This is a genomic window from Amycolatopsis sp. DG1A-15b, assembly GCF_030285645.1.
In the GTDB taxonomy this organism is placed as follows: Bacteria; Actinomycetota; Actinomycetes; order Mycobacteriales; family Pseudonocardiaceae; genus Amycolatopsis.
On the sequence record NZ_CP127296.1, the window covers coordinates 9,456,572 to 9,475,211 of the forward strand.

Consider the following 18,640-nt stretch of genomic DNA (forward strand, 5'->3'; position numbering starts at 1 on the left):
CCGGTGCCGCCGGGGTGCATGATCGCGGGCGGCTGTGCTGTGGCGGTGCGCGCGGTGGGGCTCGTGTCGCTGTGCGTGCGCGGTCGCGCGGGGCCGGGGATGCCGGGCGTGCGCGAGTGGATCGGGCTGCGGCAGTGTGCCGTTGCCTTGCCGTTGCCGCCGGGCGTGCTCCCGTGCCGCTGGCGGTGGCGGGCGGGGCGTGTCGCTGCGGTGCGAGGTGCGCCAGCCGTTGTGTGGATGCCGGGGCTGCCGTTGCTTGGGCGCTTGCTGTGGCGTTCGGGTTCTCGGGGTCTCCTTCGGGTGGCCTTCTTTCGTGGCGGTCGAGGCTGGGGCCGCTGGTGTTGAATGGGGTGATGTCCGGACACACCCACGGCGACATCGACTGGGCGGAGCGACTGGCCCAGCTGCGCATGGCCGACGCCCTCGATGCCGACGCGCTCGCGCCCGTTGCCCGGCGGCTTGTCGGGTCGGTGGGGGAGCGGCCGACCGTGGTCGATGTCGGGTGCGGGGCCGGGGGGATGAGCGTGCTGTTCGCGCGCGAACTCGCCCGCCGCGGTGGGGGCACCGTTGTGCTCTTCGATGCCACGCCGAAGCTGCTGGTCGCGGCCGAACAGGCCGTTGCCGGGGTGGCCGGCGAGTCCGTCGAGGTCGTCAGCCTGCTCGGGGACCTCACCGATCCCGCGCTGGCCGTGCCCGCCGCCGACCTTGTGTGGGCGTCCGGCGTCGTGCACCACATCGGCGATCAGCAGGCCGCGCTGCGCACGCTTGCCGGGCTGCTGCGGCCGGGCGGGGTGCTGGCCATCTCCGAGGGCGGGCTCGAGATGCGGTGCCTCCCGTGGGAGCTGGGAGTCGGGCGCCCCGGGCTGGAGCATCGGCTGCTGGCCGCCCGGGCCGCGTGGTTCGAGCGGATGCGGGCCGGGATTCCGGGCAGCGTCGCCATGCCCTACGGCTGGCCGCGCGCGCTGCGCGAAGCCGGCCTCGCGGACGTCGAGTCGTTCGGCGCGCTCATCGATCACCCCATGCCGGGCTCGGACCTCCTTCGTGAGTACGTGGTGCACCGTGTCGGGTGGATTGCGGAATCGGCCGGGGAGTGGCTCGACGCCGACGACCGGGCCGCGGCCGCCACCTTGACCGACCCGCAGAGCCCGGACTTCCTCGGCCGGCGGGAAGACCTGTACCTGTTCGGCGCCAAGGCGATCCACTGTGGACGACTGAAGTGACGGCCCCGGAACCGGTCGTGTGTACGCGCTGCGGCCGGACGCGCACTGCCGACGACGATCCGGCTACGGCGCTCGCCTGGGTCTGCACCCGTGAGCGTGGCGCACTGCGGTGGCTGTGCCCGGACTGCGCGCGGCAGCACGTGCGGGACATCGAAGGCAAGCTGCCCGACGAGTATTGGTGATCACTTCGCCCTCCTGATTGGTTGACGGTGGTGGTCAGGCCGCGTCTCCGACGAGCGTCTGCGGAACCGCTCGGACCTTGGGGCGAGGCGTGCGGGACGCTTCGCCGAACGCCCTGGCCAGCTCCTGCGCCACCTCTCGCGGGACCTGGCGCAGCTGCCGGACCGTGCAGCGGACCAGGACGATGCCCGTCGCCGCCAGGGCCAGGTGACTGAAACCGCCTCCCAGGCCCGGGTTGCAGCGGTACTGCCAGGCCAGGCCGAACTCGTCCCACCAGGCGTCCGCCTCGCCGATGCGGCGGCCGCGGCGGTCGCAGATCGTCTGGTCCCAGCTCGGCGGCGGGAGAGGCACCAGGTCCAGGACCTGGGCGGCCAGGCCGTGCGCCTGGATCGGCCCTTCGTCGAGCTCGCGCAGCACCTTGCGGACCACCGCCGTGCCGCGCTGGGGGCCGGCCTCGAGCTCCGCCAGCAGCTCCTGCCGGTCGCACAGACCCCAGTAGAGCGGCAACGTCAGCAGCTGCCGGATGAGAGCCGGGTCGGGCGCGGACCGGGCGAGGTCCAGCGTCGCCCTCGCCGGCGGGGCGAACGGGAGGCCGTCGACCTCGACCGGGTCCGGTAGCCGGGCCGTGCGCGCCAGGCTGACCCCCTCGCAGGCCACCACCCGGCAGTGGTCGGGCACCAGCAGGCGGATCTCATCCTCTGCCGGGCACTTCACGCCGTGGGCCTGCAGGGCGTCGGCCCCGGTGATCACCACCCCGGGCCCGTAGCGCACCAACGCGGCGTGCAGCAGGTGCTGACGCGTCGGGGTGGTGTTGCGCAGCAGGACGACACCGGGGTGCAGGCGGCGCCACGGCCCTCCCGGGCCGCAGAGCCGCCGGGTTCTTCGGTCGGACACCCCCGCCCGGCGCAACTGTTCGAGGTTCATCACCTCGCAGCCGCCGGGATTACGAAGGGCGAGCGGGTCAGCGCATTGAGTAGCAGTCATGCTCCGAGCATGGCGGCTCGGCCAACCGGGTGGAACCCCGTCCGCCGCAGCTGTGGACAACTCGGCGGAATCCCTCCGTTCGGGGCCCCGCCTGTGGACAACTCAGGCGGCGAACCCCGGCTGCCAGCGCTCCACGATGCCGCGGGCCGGGATCTCCGCGTCGAGCTGGCAGAGGATGCCGGTCGACCCCGCCGTCACCCGGTGGATCATCAGGTATTCGGGCGGCAGGTTGAGCGAGCGCCCGACGCGGAAGTCGTTGCCGCGGCTGTCGCCCACCCGACCGGCCTGCTTCTGCATCCAGCGGCGCGTGAAGTGGAAGGTCGGCGCCGCCAGCGGCTCGGTGAACGGAGCGAGGTAGGCGAGCACCTCCTCCGCGGTGAGGTCGCTGTCCGGCCGGATGAACCGGTTCTCCCGCAGCAGGCGCATCAGCCCGGCGGACTCGCCGTCGAGCGCCAGCCGCGTCATCTCACCCAGGTGGCGGGGGATGCCTTCGGGCAGCCGGGCGACGCCGCCGAAGTCGATGACGACCAGCCTGTCGTCCTCGGTGATCATGAAGTTGCCCGGGTGCGGGTCCGAGTGCAGCAGGTGGACGCGCTCCGGCGACGAGTAGTGGAACTCCGCCAGCAGCCGGCCCGCGAGGTTCCGGGTCTCGCGGTCGCCGTCCGCGATCACCTTCGACAACGGCGTGCCGCTCACCCATTCCGTCACGACGACCTTCGGCGCGCTGGCCACCACCCGCGGCACCAGGATGCCGGGATCGCCGTCGAACGCCTTCGCGAAGGCGCGCTGGTGCTGGGCCTCGGCCTGGTAATCGAGCTCCTCGTTCATCCGCTCCGCGAGCTCGGCCAGCAGCGGCTTGACCTCGGTGCCCGGCACGAACGCCTGGAACAGCCTGCTGAACCGCTGCAGCTGCCGCAGGTCGCTGCGCAGGGCCTCGTCGGCGCCCGGGTACTGCACCTTGACCGCGACCGCGCGGCCGTCGTGCCAGACCGCGCGGTGCACCTGGCCGATGCTCGCGGCCGCCGCCGGCTCGTCGTCGAACGAGGCGAACCGGCTGGTCCAGGTGCGGCCCAGCTGCTCGGCGAGCACCCGGTGGGTCTGCCGGACCGACATCGGCGGCGCGGCGGCCTGCAGCTTCGTCAGCGCTTCGCGGTACGGCTTCGCCATGTCGTCCGGCACCGCCGCCTCGAACACGCTCAGCGCCTGGCCGAACTTCATCGCCCCGCCCTTGAGCGTGCCGAGCACCTCGAACAGCTGCTCGGCGGCCTTCGCCGACAGCGTCGCGTTCACCTGTTCCGCGCTCTGGCCCGCGAGCCTCTTGCCCCAGCCGCCGACCGCCCGGCCGGCGATGCCGAGCGGGAGACTGGCGAGCTTGGCGGTACGGGCGGCACCCTTGCGCGGCATCGCGGTGTCACGATCGGCTGGGTCGCGGAAGTCGGTCACAACGGCGATTCTGCCCTGCGGCGTCGGCGTCGCGCAGCCTGCGAGCGACGTCTTCGTGGGCTACGTCTCCAGGATCACCTCCCGGGCACCGCACCGGCACCGCGGGTGCGGCGGCCAGCCCCGGTGGCGGATGCGGCCGTCGAAGGCGTCGATCTCGAGCGTTGCGTTCCACGTCGGTGGAGCCGGCGCACTGGGGGAGAGCAGCCGCATCGCCTGGGCGACGGCCAGCGACGCGCAGGACTGGACCGCGCCGAGGTCCGGCCGCTGGTGCCGGCCGGCGAGCTGCCCGGCGACGCGCGGCCAGCACGGGTCGAGGTCCGTGCGGTGCAGGTCGGCGCACCGCAGGCACGAACTGCGGCCCGGTACGACCAGGGGCCCGACGATGCCCGTGCCGTCGCGGACGCGCGCCGCCAGGTGAGGGACGCCGTCGCCCATCAGCTCGGCGACGAGTTCGGGAGCCGGCACGACGGCGTCGGTGAGCAGCGCCAGGTCCGGGTACCGGTCGTGCAGGCGGGTGACGCGGACCTCGGGATCGACCCGGCGGAGCAGGTCGGCGAGGGCCTGCCGCCGGGACCGGCCCAGGTCCGCGGGGGTGAAGCCGGAGCCGAGGTCGTGCTCGGTCACCGTGCCGGACACCTGCAGCTCGACGTGCCCGATACCGGCGTTGGCCAGCAGCACGGCGGCCGCCACCGCCACCCGGCCGTTCCCGTGCACCGAGACGGCGGCCGCGCGCCGCCGGTCGGCCATGGCCGGCTGGTGGTGCCGCGCCCGCAGCGACCAGAGGCCGGGCTCGCCGCGGAAGCCCGGGCCGTCGGGCCGGCCGGCGTCGGTGACCAGGCCGAGCGCGGTGAGCTGCCGCAGCAGCGTCCGCAGCTGGTCGCGATGTTCGCTCTCCGCGAGCAGAAGCCGCTCGACGGGCTTGCTGCCGTCGAGGGCGCGCAGCTTCGCGACGAGGTGCGGGGAGAGGTTTTCGACGATCACGCCGTGGCGCGGGTCGAGGCCGATCTGGATCTCCCGGGGACCGCGTTCGAGCAGGGTGAGGCCCGGGAGCAGGGCAGGGTGCGCCGGCAGGAGTACCGGTGGCATGTCCGCGGTGTCGAGGATCATGTCCGCAGGATCGCACCCGGCGGCGACCGGGCGGCCTCGGAAGGAGCCGGAACGGCCGAGTTGTCCACAAGTGGAACCGGCTGTGGACAACTCGGGTCTGTGACCTCAACGCACTCGGAGTTGTCGGTGCCTGGCCTTACCGTTGTCGGGTGGTCGAAGCACGCATGCCCTCACTGAGAGGCCGGGGGGAAACGAACCCCCCGTCGGACACACCCGGACACAAGGTCGAAGTGCGGCGCAGCCAGCGCCGGCACCGGACGGTCACCGCGTATTGGAACGACGACACGCTCGTCGTGCTCATCCCCGCGCGGATGACCAGGGCGGAGGAGAAACACTGGGTCGCCGAGATGGAGCGCAAGCTGCAGCGCTCGGAACCACGTCGGCCGGCGTCCCCGAAGACGTCGGACGAAGCCCTGCTGGCGCGTTGCGCGCTGCTGTCGGGCAAGTACCTGGGCGGCACCGCGGTGCCGGCGAGCGTCCGCTGGGTGCCGCCGATGCGCACGCGGTGGGCGTCCTGCACGCCGGTCGACGCGACCATCCGGGTCAGCGAACGGCTGCGGAAGGTGCCTCCGTGGGTGCTGGACTACGTGCTGGTGCACGAGCTGGCGCACCTGCGGGAGCCCGGGCACGACGCGGCTTTCTGGGCGCTGGTGCAGCGGTACCCGAAGACCGAACGGGCGATCGGGTACCTGGAGGGGTTGTCGGCCGCCGCCGGGTGGGGGATCTCCACCGAGGACTGAACGGGTGACGGCGACCGGGGTGATCCGTGGTTGCGGGTCACCCCGGTTTCGTCGGATGCGTCGACCGGTTCGCGGGGCTGGCGTGCGACTCGGCGGACGGACATACGTGCTTGGAGGGTCGGCTCGTGTGTCTGGAGGGTCAGTTCGCGTATCTGGGGGGGCGACACGTGTGTCTGGGGGGACGACACGCGTACCTGGGAGGACGACACGCGTACCTGGGGGGACGACACGGTGGGGCGATGAGGAGGCTTGGGGGAAATGGAGCCGGGCGCCTCGCGGTGCGAGACGCCCGGCTCCGGGGTGCTGCTCAGCTCTTGGTGTCGCCCTCTTCGGGGTTGTCGCCGGACGGCTTCGGCGGGGTGTCCTTCTCCCGCTCCGCGCGCTCCGAACGTTCCGTGCGCTCCAGCTCGGCGATCGGGTCCAGGTCGTCGATCGAGCCCGCCGAACCCACTCGGTCCGCGAAGTCGATCGGCTCGTCCAGGTCCTCGGCCGTCGGCATCAGGTCCGGGTGGGACCAGAGGCCGTCGCGCTTCTCCGTGCCGTGGCGGTCGCCCACCAGCGACCACAGGTTCGATGCGTCCCGCATGCGGCGGGGGCGCAGCTCCAGGCCGACCAGGGTGGCGAACGTCTGCTCGGCCGGGCCGCCCGTCGCGCGGCGGCGGCGCAGCGTCTCGCGCAGGGCGTCCGCTCCCGGCAGGCGGTCGCCCACCGCTTCGGCCACCACCACGTCGACCCAGCCTTCGACCAGCGCCAGCAGCGTCTCCAGACGCCTCAGCGCCGCCTTCTGCTCCTCCGTCGTCTGCGGCTCCAGCAGCCCCGAGGACATCGCCTCTTCGATGCTCGCCGGGTTCGCCGGGTCGATCCGGCCGGCCAGGGACTCCAGGGCCGACGTGTCCACCGAAATGCCGTGCGCGAACTCCTCGACCGTCGCCAGCAGGCGCTGCCGCAACCACGGCACGTGCGTGAACAGGCGCTGGTGCGCTGCCTCGCGGGCGGCCAGGAACACCAGGATCTCGCTGTTCGGCAGCTCCAGGCCCTCGGCGAACTTTTCGATGTTCGCCGGCAGCAGGGCCGACGTGCCGGCCGGGGCCAGGGGGAGGCCGATCTCCGTCGAGGTCAGCATCTCCGAGGCCAGCTGGGCCAGCGCGTTGCCGAGCTGGGAGCCGAAGGCCATCCCGCCCATCTGCCCCATCATCTGCAGCAGCGGGCCCGCGGCCTGCTTGGCCTCCTCCGGCAGCGCCTCCATCCAGGCGCCCGAGACCTGCCGGGCCACCGGGTCGCACAGCCGCTGCCACGTCGGGAGCGTCTTCTCCACCCAGGAGCGCGGCGACCAGGCGACCGTAGACGTCGCGCCGGCCGGGTACACCGTCGCCGCGTCGAGCCACAGCTCGGCCAGGTGGGCGGCGTCGCGGACCGCGGCGTTCGCGTCGTCGCCGCCGCGGAAGCCGAGCTTGCTCTCTCCGGTGTTGCCCTCGCTGCCGAGGGTCTGCAGGGCGATCTGCTTGGCGAGGTCGTAGTTCACCGGTCCGGTGGAGGTGCCGGCCTGGCTGAGCATCTGGCCCAGCTGGCTCAGCATCTGCCCGAGCTGGTTGAAGGCCTCGGCGCCGGACTGCTGCCCGCCTTCCGAGGGGTCGTTCTCACCTCGTTTGTCGGGATCGGAAGGTCCGAAGCCGAACGGGGGTTTGCTCATGTGTCCACCGTACGCGGCTCGGCGGCCCCCGAGGGGGTCGACCGGACCCGTGTGCGTGGCCTTCACCGGGAAGCGAACGCGGTCACCGTACGCTGTCGGTCGTGACCAAGTCCTCCGAGGAGACCGCCCCCGCGAAGAGCGCCCCGGAACCGGCGCCGGAGCCGGCCGGCGAGGCCCGCCGGATGACCCGCCGTGGCTGGACGCTGGTGGTCAGCGGCTCGCTGTTCCTGATCTTCGTGGTGCTCGGCTCGGTCGTGCCGGTGCCGTTCGTCGCGATCAGCCCGGGCCCGACCTACGACACGCTGGGTCGCGACGCGGCGGGCAACCCGGTCATCCAGGTCACCGGGCACGAGACCCACCCGACCACCGGCGAGCTGCGGATGACGACCGTCTCCCTGCACGACGGCGTCACCCTGTTCCAGGGCCTCGGCTTCTGGGCGAGCGGCCGGTTCGCGCTCGCGCCGCGCGAGGAGTACTTCAAGCCGGGCGAGACGAACGAGCAGGTCAAGCAGGAGAACATCCAGCAGCTGCAGGACTCGCAGACGAACGCCCAGGTCGCCGCCCTGCGCAAGCTGGGCTACCCGATCAAGGTGCTGGCGAAGCAGATCGTCTCCGGCAGCCCGGCCGACCACGTGCTCTCGCCCGGCGACAAGCTGATCACCGTCAACGGCAAGAAGATCGCCGAGGCCGCCGACGTGCGGGCCGCGCTCGCCGGCACCCTGCCCGGCCAGACCGTCCAGATCACCTTCCAGTCGGACGGCCAGCCCGAGCGGACCGTGCCGCTCACCCTCGCCGCGCGCCCCGACCGCAAGGAGGGCTTCATCGGCCTCACCGCGGCCGACCGCGCCGACGCGCCGTTCACCGTCAACATCTCCCTGCAGGACGTCGGCGGCCCGTCGGCCGGGCTGATGTTCACCCTCGCCATCATCGACCGGCTGCAGTCCGGCGACCTCGCGGGCGGCCGGCACATCGCCGGCACCGGCGAGATCACCGAGACCGGCGAGGTCGACCCGATCGGCGGGATCTCGTTCAAGGTCGTCGGCGCCCGTGAGGCGGGAGCCACGGACTTCCTGGTGCCCGAGCACAACTGCGCCGAGGCCAAGAGCAACGCGCCCGAGGGGCTCAACCTCATCAAGGTGTCCACACTGGACGACGCGCTCACCCAGCTGGCCAACCTCAAGGCGGGACGGCCGACGGCCGCCTGCTAGGGCAGCAGCGTGGCCTTCAACGCTTCGAGCAGGTTCGGGGCCAGCTCGGGACTTTCCACGATCTCGTCCATCGTCTCGTCCGTGCCCTCGGCCGTGCCGATCCCGCGCAGCCGCATCACGCAGGCGCCCTCCCCGTCGCGCACGACGGCCGCCACCAAGCGGGCCTCCGTCCGCTGCGGGTGGTCGGCGGCCGCGCGGCGGAGGCTCTCGGCGTCCGCCTCGGCGACGTCCGGCAGCTCCGACTCCGAGCCCGGCGGCAGCACGATGATCTCCTGGGCCAGCGCGCACCCGATGACGAGGTCCGGCCACGCGATCCGGCCCAGCGCCTCGGCCAGGTCGCCCTCCGGCAGCGCTTCCTGCGCCACCGGCGTCAGCGGGTTCGCCCGGTCGAGCTGGCCGGCCAGCTCCGGCTGCTCGTCCAGCAGCGCCGCCGTCGGCACCAGCGCGAACAGCTGCGGCGGCTGGTCCCAGCCGCCCGCGGCCATGAACTCCTCGATTTCACGGGCGAGCGCGGCCACGCCGGCCTGTCGCGCTTCGTTCGCTGCCATGCGCACATCGTGTCAGGTCGGCCCGCGCGCCGACGCCGCGAGTCCGGTTTGGGCGGGTCCCGGGAACTTCACCGGGCATCCGTAGAGTTAGGGAATCAGGGGGCGCACGCGCCCCTGCTCAAGTATTGACGAAGACAGGAGCGTGTGCCGTGGCGACTCGGCCCCCGGTGAGCCTGCCGAAGCTGTCCCGGCGGAGCCGGATCCTCCTCATCATCGCCGCGGTGATCGTGCTGGCGCTGTTGCTCGGGGCCCGTCTCCTCGACACGTACGTCGACTGGCTGTGGTTCGGCGAAGTCGGCGCGCGAGAGGTGTTCACCACCCAGGTGGTGACCCGGATCATCCTGTTCTTCGCCGTCGGCCTGCTCGTCGGCGGGGCGCTGGCGGTCAGCCTGATGATCGCCTACCGGACCCGGCCGGTGTTCGTGCCGATCTCCGGCGCCGACGACCCGCTGGCGCGCTACCGGTCGGCGATCGTCGCCCGCATCCGCCTCTTCGGCGTCGGCATCCCGGTGCTCACCGGCCTCATCGCCGGCCTGTCCGCCCAGGGCGACTGGCAGGTCGTGCAGCTGTTCCTCAACGGCACCTCGTTCGGCCAGACCGACCCCGAGTTCGGCAACGACGTCGGCTTCTACGCCTTCGACCTCCCGTTCATCAACTGGCTGCTCGGCTGGCTGTTCATCACGGTCGTCATCTCCTTCTTCGGCGCGCTGATCTCCCACTACGTCTTCGGCGGGATCCGCCTGGCCGGCAAGGGCGGCCAGCTCGCCGGCCCGACCCGCGCCCAGCTCGCCATCACCGTCGGGCTCTTCGTGCTGCTGAAGGCGGTCGAGTACTTCTTCGACCGGTACAACCTGCTGCTGTCCGACCGCGGGATGCCGCTGTTCGTCGGCGCCACGTACACCGACCTCAACGCGGTGCTGCCCGCCAAGCTGATCCTGCTGTGCATCTCGGTGATCTGCGCGGTCGCGTTCTTCGCCGGCGCCTTCCTGCGCAACCTGCAGCTCCCGGCCATCGCCCTGGTGCTGCTGATCCTGTCCGGCATCCTCGTCGGCGTCGCCTGGCCCGCCGTCCTCGACCAGTTCTCGGTGAAGCCGAACGCGAACGAGAAGGAAGCGACGTCCATCCAGCGCAACATGGACGCCACCCGCCGCGCCTACGGCCTCACCGACGTCCAGTACCAGCCCTACACCGGCAAGTCGGACGCCACCCCGGACCAGATCAAGAGCGACAACGGGACGATGTCCAACATCCGGCTGCTCGACCCGAACATCCTCTCCGACACCTTCACCCAGCGCGTCGGCCGCGAGAACTTCTACGGCTTCCCGGCCAAGCTGGACATCGACCGCTACACCGTCGGCGGCGTGGCGCAGGACTACATCGTCGCCGCCAAGGAGATCAAGACCGAGGGCCTCACCGGCAACCAGACCAGCTGGATCAACAAGCACCTCGTCTACACCCACGGCAACGGCTTCGTCGTCGCACCGGCCAACACGATCGACCGCGCGGTCAAGGACGCCAACTCCGACGGCGGCTACCCGATCGCCACGACCAGCGACACGCAGAACCCGTCGGGAGCCGGCTCCTCCGCCCCGGGCCAGCCCGGCATCGAGGTCAAGGAACCGCGCATCTACTACGGCGAGCTGTCCGCCGCGGAATCCGACTACGCCATCGTCGGCGGCACCACCGGCAACGCGCCCGGCGAGTACGACACCGCCACCGACCGCTACAAGTACACGGGCGCCGGCGGCGTCCCGATCGACAACTGGTTCAACCGCCTCGCCTTCGCCGCCGAGTACGGCGAACGGAACATCCTGTTCTCCGACGCCATCGGCGACAACTCCAAGATCATGTACAACCGCGACCCGCGCGACCGCGTCAGCAAGATCGCGCCGTGGCTGACCCTCGACGGCGACCCGTACCCGGCGGTCGTCGACGGCAAGATCCAGTGGATCATCGACGGCTACACCACCCTCAACAACTTCCCGTACGCCCAGCAGACCCAGCTCGGCGCGGCCACGAACGACTCCCTCAACGGCGTCGCCCGCCAGGCCAACAGCTCCATCAACTACATCCGCAACTCGGTCAAGGCCACCGTCGACGCCTTCAACGGCAGCGTGAAGCTCTACTCGATCGACGACAAGGAACCGGTCCTCAACGCCTGGGAGAAGGTCTTCCCCGGGCTCGTGAAGCCCAGCGCCGAGATCTCCCCGGACCTGCGCGCCCACTTCCGCTACCCCGAAGACCTCTTCAAGATCCAGCGTGAACTGCTGTCCCGCTACCACGTCAGCAACCCGCAGGAGTTCTACTCGCAGCAGGCCTTCTGGAGCGTCCCGCAGGACCCGACCGCCGAAGGCGGCTCGAACCCGGCCGCGGCCGGCGCGGCCAACCAGCCCGGCTACTACGTCCTCGCCGACACCCCGGGCCAGACCAAACCGACGTTCCAGCTGACCAGCTCGCTCACCGGTCTCCAGCGCCAGTACCTCGCGTCGTGGATGTCGGTGTCCTCCGACCCCCTCGACTACGGCAAGATCCGCGTCCTCCAGCTACCCAGCGCGGCCACCGGAGCCACCCAGGTCGACGGGCCCGTCCAGGTCCAGAACCGCTTCCAGAGCGACTCCCGCGTCGCCCAGGACCGCACCCTCTTCAACAACCCCAACGTCACCCCCATCTACGGCAACCTGATCACGCTCCCGGTCGCCGACGGCTTCCTCTACGTCGAACCCGTCTACATCCGGCAGCGCAACCAGAACAGCTACCCGCAGCTGGCCCGCGTCCTCGTCTCCTACGGACCCAAGGTCGGCTACGGCGCCACCCTCCAGGAAGCCCTCGACCAGGTCTTCGGCGCCGGCACCGGCGAAGCCACCACCACACCGCCCCAAGCCGGGCAGCCGACATCACCGACGACACCCACCACCCCGACCACGACGCCACCCCCCAACAGCAGCGGCGGCAACGCGGCCCTCGACCGAGCCGTCACCGACATCCAATCGGCCCTCGCCAAGCTCAAAGCCGCCCAGCAATCCGGCAACTTCACCGACCAAGGCGCCGCACTCGCCGCCCTCGACGCGGCCGCCCGCGCCTACGAAGCAGCCAAGACCGCAGCGCCCGGGAGCAGCACGCCACCACCCAGCACCCAGCCGGGAGGGTGACCTCGCTTACCAAAGGGGCACCTGCTTTGCACCCGCCGGAAAGGCCGGCGTAAGGTAGGTGTCACGACGCGGGGTGGAGCAGCTCGGTAGCTCGCTGGGCTCATAACCCAGAGGTCGCAGGTTCAAATCCTGTCCCCGCTACAGAGGTTGGGAGGGGTGTGCGGACGGAATGCGTCCGCGCACCCCTCCTTCGCGTTGTCTCTGGGGGTCGAACCCCCAGACCCCCGCCAGGGGGGCTTCGCCGCCCCTGGACCCCCCGGTGGCTGGTTGCGTTGCTAGGTGAGCCAGCCGTTCGTTGAGCCTGTTGTGTTGGCTATGTAGCCGTCTGGGCGGACCAACACCTTCTCTATGCCGGGCCAGGGGAGTTCTGATGCCTCGGCTACGACTACCTCTGTGTGGGGCTTGGGGGTTGGGGTTTTTGTCAGCAGGACCCAGTTTCCTTTGTGGAATAAGGTGCTTGCGGGGCCTTCGGCTGTGGGGATGTCGGGGAGGCGGGTTCCTGCCGGTAGGGGGGATTCCTCTGTGGCGTAGCGGATGTTGAGGCCGGAGACCATTCCTGACAGGTGGTGCTGGACCTCCGGGAGCTCTGCCAGGTCTCGGAAGAGAGCTCGTAAGGCCAGCTGGTTCGGGGTCGTCGGGATCAGGGCGTTCTGGGCCGCGATGTTGTTCAGGACTTGCTGGGCCACCGTGCGGCGCTCCGACTCGTACGTGTCCAGGAGGCCTGCCGGCGCTCGGTTGCGCAGCTCCGCCGCCAGCTTCCAGCCCAGGTTCATCGCGTCCTGGATTCCCAGGTTGAGGCCCTGGCCTCCGGCGGGGAAGTGCGTGTGGGCCGCGTCTCCGGCCAGGATGACCCGGCCCACCCGGTAACTTTCGGCCAGACGGCTGTCGTCCGAGAACCGGGATGCCCAGCGGATCTCCGCTATCTCCGCTTCGGGGCCGAAGCGTTCGGCGACCGCTCGCCGGACTTCTTCGTCCGTGACCTCGGCCCGGAGGTTCGCCGGGCGGTTCAAGCGGTCCCCGAAGCTGATGCGGTACAAGTTCGGTTCGGCCAAGGGGATGACGCCGATGAACTTGCCCGGGCTCCCGGAGGTCACCATGTCCGTCATCGAACGCCACTGCGTCGGCGCGCCCGGCGGTGTCGCCTTGAACAGCACGTCCGCCGCCACGCCGTGGCCCTGGCCCTCGATGCCTTCGAACGCCATGCCCAGCGCCTTGCGCACCCTGCTGCGGCCGCCGTCGCAGCCCACCAGGTAGGCCGCCCGGACACGCAGGTCTCCCGCCGTGATCGTGACACCGTCCGCGTCCTGGGAGAAGTTCGTGAGCTCATACCCTCTCTGCACCTTCACGCCCTGCTCCGCCAGACGCTCCTCCAGAGCCGCTTCGACCTCGGCCTGCGGAATGCCGAGCTGATAGGGGTGGCGGGTGTCCCAGCCGGTGTACGGCACCGGGATCACCGCGAAGTGTCCGTCCGCGACAGTCGCGAACGAGCGGTCCCGCGCCCGGGGCAGCAAACCCCGCAGATCCAGCACTTCCGCCGTGCGCGGCTGGAGGTTCAAGGCCTTCGACAACCCTGTTCGCTCGTGCATCCGCTCGAGCACCAGAACGTCCACTCCGGCCAGTGCCAGCTCGTTCGCCAGCATCAGGCCCGTCGGGCCCGCACCGGCGACGACCACCTCTGCCGTCAACTCCCGCATCCCCAGCTCCTTAACAACGTTAAATTGACCTGTCCCCAGAATGCCCTTAACATCGTTAAGCTGTCAAGCTGCGATCACGAGGAGTGCCGTAAATATGGCTCTGACCAGGGAGAACATTGCTAGGTCCGGGCTGAAGCTGCTGAACGAAGTCGGCCTCAACGGGCTCACGCTCCGGCTGATCGCCGCCGACCTCGGCGTCAAGGCGCCCGCGCTCTACTGGCACATGAAGAACAAGCAGGAACTGCTCGACGAGATGGCGACGCAGATGTACCGCGACTCCGTGGCCGACCGGCGGCCGCCGGCGTCGGCGGAAGAGTGGGAGGCTGTCGCGCACGGTGCCCGTGCGCTGCGCCGGATGATGCTCGCCTATCGCGACGGCGGAAAGGTTTTCGCTGGTACGTACCTTGGCGACACGAGCCTGGTCGGTGAGCACCCGCTGCGCCGGAGTATCGAAGCCGGCCTCGACGAGGCGCGGGCGAGCCGGGCGACCTTCACCGTCTACTGCTTCGTCATCGGCTACGTGATCGAGGAGCAGGCCGTGCGGCCCATGCCCGGCGAGTTCGACGAGCGCTATCGCGAGTCGGCGGGCGAGGCGGTACTGGGGGACGCCGACGCGCGGTTCGAGGACGGGCTGGCCATGGTCCTCAGTGGAGCCCGGCAGTGGCTCGAGACGACGTAAGTGCAGGTCAGAAGCTTTGGGGACCCCGGTGTAAAGCCGCTGGGAACCCCGTGTAATCTATTGAAGTACCAAAACGGCGCGGGGTGGAGCAGCTCGGTAGCTCGCTGGGCTCATAACCCAGAGGTCGCAGGTTCAAATCCTGTCCCCGCTACAGAGGCAAGAGGCGTGTGCGAACGGAAAACGTTCGCCACGCCTCTTTCGCATTGTAATGGGGGTCGAACCCCCAAACCCCCGCCAAAGGGGCTTCGCCCCCTTGGATCCCCCGTCGTGGTCACCTTTTTCTGCGGATCTCGTGATGTGGGCGGCGGTGGCTGCTGGTTGCGTTGTGTGTTCGGAGTGCGCCAAGCCGGGGATTGCCGCCTGCCGAACTCACCTGCCTGGAGGTGTCGAAGGCGGGGGAGTGCGTCTGGTTGGACCAAACTGTGCTGGGAGCGGTTGCAGAGCGTATCCGGGTCCACAGTGGACCGGGTCGCATTGGGCCGAACGAGGGGATCTCACTAGCCACAATGGACAGAACCGCTGACCACTGTGGACACAGCGGCCGATAAGTGGGAATCTAGGGGGCGTGTCCGAATTGAATGCAACAGCCGCCGCCCTGCTCGGTCTGCTCCACGACGGTCCCGCCACCGGCGGGCAGCTCGTCGCGGGAGCGGGTGAGCGATTCGGCGCCTTCTTCAGCGTCACCCGCAGCCAGGTGTACCGGGAGCTCCCGGCGCTGTCCAAAGAAGGTCTCGTCCGGCTCGGCAAGCAGGGCCCGCGCTCCAGCCAGCAGTACCTGATCACCGCCGCCGGCAAGAAGGCCTTCAAGGCCTGGCTCACGTCCGAGGCCGGCCCCGACCACCTGCGCAGCCCGCTCATCCTGCGGCTCGTGCACGCCGGGTCGCTGACCGCGAAGCAGCGCCAGTCGCTGCTCGAGTCGGCCCGGACGAGCTACAGCCAGCAGCTCGACGACGCCAAGGCGGCCACCAAGGCGGCCGAGGGGCCGTACGAGAAGGCGGTCGCCGAGTTCGCCCAAGCGCAGGCCAAGGCCGCGCTGAAGCTGCTCGACGCCATCCCAGCGGCCTGAGGTTCGCGCGCCCACGACCGGTCCTCGCAACCGGTCGTGGGTTTTGCCGTAACCTTGACAAACGTGAGTGATGAGTTCGATGCGGCACTGAGGGACCTGACCGGCAAGCTGACGCAGATCGAGTCGGTGATGGACCTGGACGCGCTGCGTGCCCAGGTGGCCGATCTCGAACAGCAGGCTTCGAGCCCCAACCTCTGGGACGACCCGGAGGCGGCGCAGAAGGTCACCAGCCAGCTGTCCCATCGGCAGGGTGAGCTGCGCCGGGTCAGTGAGCTGCGCCAGCGGCTCGACGACCTCGGCGTGCTGTACGAGCTCTCCGAGGCCGAGAGTGACTCCGGCAGCATGGCCGAGGCCGAGGCCGAGCTCACCGAGCTCGGGAAGTCCATCGACGGCCTCGAGGTCCGCACCCTGCTCTCGGGCGAATACGACGACCGTAACGCCGTCGTCACCATCCGTTCCGAGGCCGGCGGTGTCGACGCGGCCGACTTCGCCGAGATGCTGCTCCGCATGTACCTGCGCTGGGCCGAGCGCCACGGCTACCCGACCGACGTCTACGACATCTCCTACGCCGAAGAGGCGGGCATCAAGTCGGCGACGTTCAAGGTCACCGCCCCCTACGTCTACGGCACCCTCTCGGTCGAGCAGGGCACCCACCGGCTCGTCCGGATCTCGCCGTTCGACAACCAGAGCCGCCGCCAGACGTCGTTCGCGCACGTCGAGGTGCTGCCCGAGGTCGAAGAGGTCGACCACGTCGACATCGCGGAAAAGGACATCCGGGTCGATGTCTACCGCTCGTCGGGTCCCGGCGGCCAGAGCGTCAACACGACCGACTCCGCGGTGCGCATCACGCACCTGCCGACCGGCATCGTCGTCTCCTGCCAGAACGAGAAGTCGCAGCTGCAGAACAAGGCGGCCGCGCTGAAGGTCCTCCAGGCCCGGCTGATGCTGCGCAAGAAGGAAGAGGAGCGCGCCGAGATGGACGCCCTCAAGGACGGCGGGTCCAGCTGGGGCAACCAGATGCGGTCCTACGTGCTGCACCCGTACCAGATGGTCAAGGACCTGCGGACCGATTACGAGGTCGGCAACCCGTCGGCGGTGCTCGACGGCGAGATCGACGGCTTCCTCGACGCCGGGATCCGCTGGCGGAAGCAGTCGGCCGCCTGATCGGTGCAGGGGGTGTTCGGCCGACCGCTCACCGTGCGCAAACACCCGCTGCTCCACTCGGGTGCACCGGGCAACCGGGGCTTCACGAGACCGGTGGGTAGTATGCCGAATCGTGATCCGGCTCGAAGAGGTTTCCAAGGTCTACAAGACCTCGACGCGGCCCGCGCTCGAGCGGGTGTCCGTCGACATCGAAAAGGGTGAGTTCGTCTTCCTCATCGGTCCCTCGGGATCGGGGAAGTCGACCTTCCTCCGGCTGCTGCTGCGCGAAGAAACGCCCAGCAAGGGCCGCGTGATGGTGTCCAACTTCGACGTCGCCAAGCTGGCCCGCCGCAGGGTCCCGCGCCTGCGGCAGACCATCGGCTGCGTCTTCCAGGACTTCCGCCTGCTCGCGAACAAGACCGTCGCGGAGAACGTCGCGTTCGCCCTCGAGGTCATCGGCAAGCCGGGCCCGACCATCAAGAAGGTCGTCCCCGAGGTGCTGGAGCTCGTCGGCCTCGACGGCAAGGCGGACCGGCTCCCCAACGAGCTCTCCGGTGGTGAGCAGCAGCGCGTCGCCATCGCGCGCGCCTTCGTGAACCGCCCGCTGGTGCTGCTCGCCGACGAACCGACGGGCAACCTGGACCCCGACACCAGCCAGGACATCATGCTGCTGCTGGAGCGGATCAACCGCACCGGCACCACCGTCCTGATGGCCACCCACGATCACTCCATCGTGGACTCCATGCGACGCCGAGTCGTCGAGCTGCAGCTCGGCCGGGTGATCCGCGACGACGCCCGCGGCGTCTACGGCATCGGTCGCTGACCGCCCCGCCCTTCAACGACCCCGACCCCAAGGACCTGCACCCGCCATGCGCGCCAGTTTCGTCTTCAGTGAGGTAGTCACCGGCCTGCGCCGGAACGTCACGATGACCATCGCGATGATGCTGACCACGGCCGTGTCGCTCGCCATGCTCGGCGGCGGCCTCCTCGCCGTGCGGACGATCGACAAGATGAAGTCCAACTTCCTCGCCGACGTCGAGGTTTCCGTCTACCTCACCGACGACATCAGCGCGACCGACAAGAGCTGCACGCAGGCGCTGTGCCAGTCGCTGCGGACCTCGCTGCAGAGCAACAACGGTGTCGAATCGGTCGTGTTCGAGAACCGCGACCAGGCCTTCGACCGGTTCAAGAAGATCTTCGAGAGCCAGCCGGAGCTGGTCGCGCTCACCGGTCCCGAGTCGCTGCCCGCGTCGCTGCACGTGAAGCTGAAGGACCCGGACCGCAGCGACGCGATCGTGCAGGAGTACGCGAACAAGCCGGGCGTGCGGAAGGTCGACGACCAGAAGAAGTTCCTCGACCGCGTCTTCAACGCCTTCAACGGCGTCCGCAACATGGCCTTCGGCGCCGCGCTCATCATGGCCATCGCCGCGCTGCTGCTGATCGCCAACACGATCCAGGTGTCCGCGTTCACCCGGCGCACCGAGGTCGGCATCATGCGGCTGGTCGGCGCGACGCGGTGGTACACGCAGCTGCCGTTCCTCCTGGAGGCGGTGGTCGCCGGCGCGGTCGGTGCGGTCCTCGGGATCATCATGCTGGTGCTGACCAAGGTGAGTTTCCTCGACGCGGTGTTCACCGGCGACGTCTTCCCGAAGATCACCACGCTGGAGCTGCTGTTCCCGGTCGCGCCGATCCTGCTCGGGGTGTCCGTGGTGATCTCCGCCATCACCGGCTACGTCACGCTGCGCCTGTACGTCCGGCACTAGTTAACCGGCTGCTTGTCACCATCGGA

General features: G+C 70.0%; 16 protein-coding genes and 2 tRNA genes. 12 read left to right on the forward strand and 6 right to left on the reverse strand.

Going from position 1 to position 18,640, the window contains the following annotated elements; genetic code table 11:
• The first annotated feature begins 353 nt into the window (after positions 1–353).
• Complete coding sequence (locus QRY02_RS43985) at positions 354–1,220, forward strand: class I SAM-dependent methyltransferase (RefSeq protein ID WP_285988599.1); 867 nt, start codon at positions 354–356, stop codon at positions 1,218–1,220.
• Positions 1,217–1,402 carry a hypothetical protein gene (locus tag QRY02_RS43990; protein WP_285988600.1) on the forward strand — a complete coding sequence of 62 codons (186 nt, stop codon included), beginning with the start codon at positions 1,217–1,219 and terminating at the stop codon, positions 1,400–1,402. Before QRY02_RS43985 ends, QRY02_RS43990 begins: the two co-directional genes overlap by 4 nt.
• A 34-nt stretch (positions 1,403–1,436) precedes the next feature.
• Here the strand turns inward: QRY02_RS43990 and QRY02_RS43995 are convergent, their stop codons facing one another.
• The 3 genes from QRY02_RS43995 to QRY02_RS44005 all read right to left on the reverse strand — a co-directional run bounded on the left by QRY02_RS43995 (position 1,437) and on the right by QRY02_RS44005 (position 4,934).
• Positions 1,437–2,324 carry a hypothetical protein gene (locus QRY02_RS43995; RefSeq protein ID WP_285988601.1) on the reverse strand — a complete coding sequence of 296 codons (888 nt, stop codon included), beginning with the start codon at positions 2,322–2,324 and terminating at the stop codon, positions 1,437–1,439.
• Positions 2,325–2,486: 162 nt separating this feature from the next.
• On the reverse strand, positions 2,487–3,827 hold the full coding sequence (locus QRY02_RS44000) for an ABC1 kinase family protein (protein ID WP_285988602.1): 1,341 nt from the start codon (positions 3,825–3,827) through the stop codon (positions 2,487–2,489).
• 60 nt (positions 3,828–3,887) lie between these two features.
• Complete coding sequence (locus QRY02_RS44005) at positions 3,888–4,934, reverse strand: ThiF family adenylyltransferase (RefSeq protein WP_285988603.1); 1,047 nt, start codon at positions 4,932–4,934, stop codon at positions 3,888–3,890.
• A 230-nt stretch (positions 4,935–5,164) separates the two neighbouring features.
• Between QRY02_RS44005 and QRY02_RS44010 the strand changes: the two genes are divergently transcribed.
• Positions 5,165–5,674: a M48 metallopeptidase family protein gene (locus QRY02_RS44010; RefSeq protein ID WP_013223146.1), complete on the forward strand. Its 510-nt coding sequence runs from the start codon at positions 5,165–5,167 to the stop codon at positions 5,672–5,674.
• A 307-nt stretch (positions 5,675–5,981) separates the two neighbouring features.
• Here the strand turns inward: QRY02_RS44010 and QRY02_RS44015 are convergent, their stop codons facing one another.
• Entirely contained in the window at positions 5,982–7,364 is a 1,383-nt protein-coding gene (locus tag QRY02_RS44015) for a zinc-dependent metalloprotease (protein WP_285988604.1), read from the reverse strand.
• Between the two features lie 203 nt (positions 7,365–7,567).
• On the opposite strand from QRY02_RS44015, the gene QRY02_RS44020 reads away from it, so the two are divergent.
• The gene (locus QRY02_RS44020; RefSeq protein ID WP_285994092.1) at positions 7,568–8,572 is read left to right on the forward strand and encodes a YlbL family protein; all 1,005 of its coding nucleotides are present in this window, start codon (positions 7,568–7,570) and stop codon (positions 8,570–8,572) included.
• Here the strand turns inward: QRY02_RS44020 and QRY02_RS44025 are convergent.
• The gene (locus tag QRY02_RS44025; protein ID WP_285988605.1) at positions 8,569–9,120 is read right to left on the reverse strand and encodes a PPA1309 family protein; all 552 of its coding nucleotides are present in this window, start codon (positions 9,118–9,120) and stop codon (positions 8,569–8,571) included. The two genes, QRY02_RS44020 and QRY02_RS44025, sit on opposite strands and share 4 nt — an antisense overlap.
• 149 nt (positions 9,121–9,269) lie before the next feature.
• Between QRY02_RS44025 and QRY02_RS44030 the strand changes: the two genes are divergently transcribed.
• Complete coding sequence (locus tag QRY02_RS44030) at positions 9,270–12,269, forward strand: UPF0182 family protein (RefSeq protein ID WP_285988606.1); 3,000 nt, start codon at positions 9,270–9,272, stop codon at positions 12,267–12,269.
• A gap of 67 nt (positions 12,270–12,336) precedes the next feature.
• Positions 12,337–12,410: transfer RNA gene (locus QRY02_RS44035), tRNA-Met, on the forward strand.
• A gap of 134 nt (positions 12,411–12,544) precedes the next feature.
• On the opposite strand, the gene QRY02_RS44040 is transcribed toward QRY02_RS44035, so the two are convergent.
• Positions 12,545–13,963 carry an FAD-dependent monooxygenase gene (locus tag QRY02_RS44040; protein ID WP_285988607.1) on the reverse strand — a complete coding sequence of 473 codons (1,419 nt, stop codon included), beginning with the start codon at positions 13,961–13,963 and terminating at the stop codon, positions 12,545–12,547.
• A 94-nt stretch (positions 13,964–14,057) separates the two neighbouring features.
• On the opposite strand from QRY02_RS44040, the gene QRY02_RS44045 reads away from it, so the two are divergent.
• The 6 genes from QRY02_RS44045 to ftsX all read left to right on the forward strand — a co-directional run bounded on the left by QRY02_RS44045 (position 14,058) and on the right by ftsX (position 18,614).
• On the forward strand, positions 14,058–14,642 hold the full coding sequence (locus QRY02_RS44045) for a TetR/AcrR family transcriptional regulator C-terminal domain-containing protein (protein ID WP_285988608.1): 585 nt from the start codon (positions 14,058–14,060) through the stop codon (positions 14,640–14,642).
• Positions 14,643–14,719: 77 nt separating this feature from the next.
• Positions 14,720–14,793, forward strand: a tRNA-Met gene (locus QRY02_RS44050).
• Positions 14,794–15,207: 414 nt separating this feature from the next.
• The gene (locus QRY02_RS44055) at positions 15,208–15,708 is read left to right on the forward strand and encodes a PadR family transcriptional regulator (protein ID WP_086852689.1); all 501 of its coding nucleotides are present in this window, start codon (positions 15,208–15,210) and stop codon (positions 15,706–15,708) included.
• 63 nt (positions 15,709–15,771) lie between these two features.
• The gene (prfB, locus tag QRY02_RS44060) at positions 15,772–16,872 is read left to right on the forward strand and encodes a peptide chain release factor 2 (protein ID WP_285988609.1); all 1,101 of its coding nucleotides are present in this window, start codon (positions 15,772–15,774) and stop codon (positions 16,870–16,872) included.
• Between the two features lie 112 nt (positions 16,873–16,984).
• Entirely contained in the window at positions 16,985–17,674 is a 690-nt protein-coding gene (gene ftsE / locus QRY02_RS44065; RefSeq protein ID WP_003082104.1) for a cell division ATP-binding protein FtsE, read from the forward strand.
• A 46-nt stretch (positions 17,675–17,720) separates the two neighbouring features.
• The gene (ftsX, locus tag QRY02_RS44070; RefSeq protein ID WP_285988610.1) at positions 17,721–18,614 is read left to right on the forward strand and encodes a permease-like cell division protein FtsX; all 894 of its coding nucleotides are present in this window, start codon (positions 17,721–17,723) and stop codon (positions 18,612–18,614) included.
• The last annotated feature ends 26 nt before the right edge of the window (positions 18,615–18,640 follow it).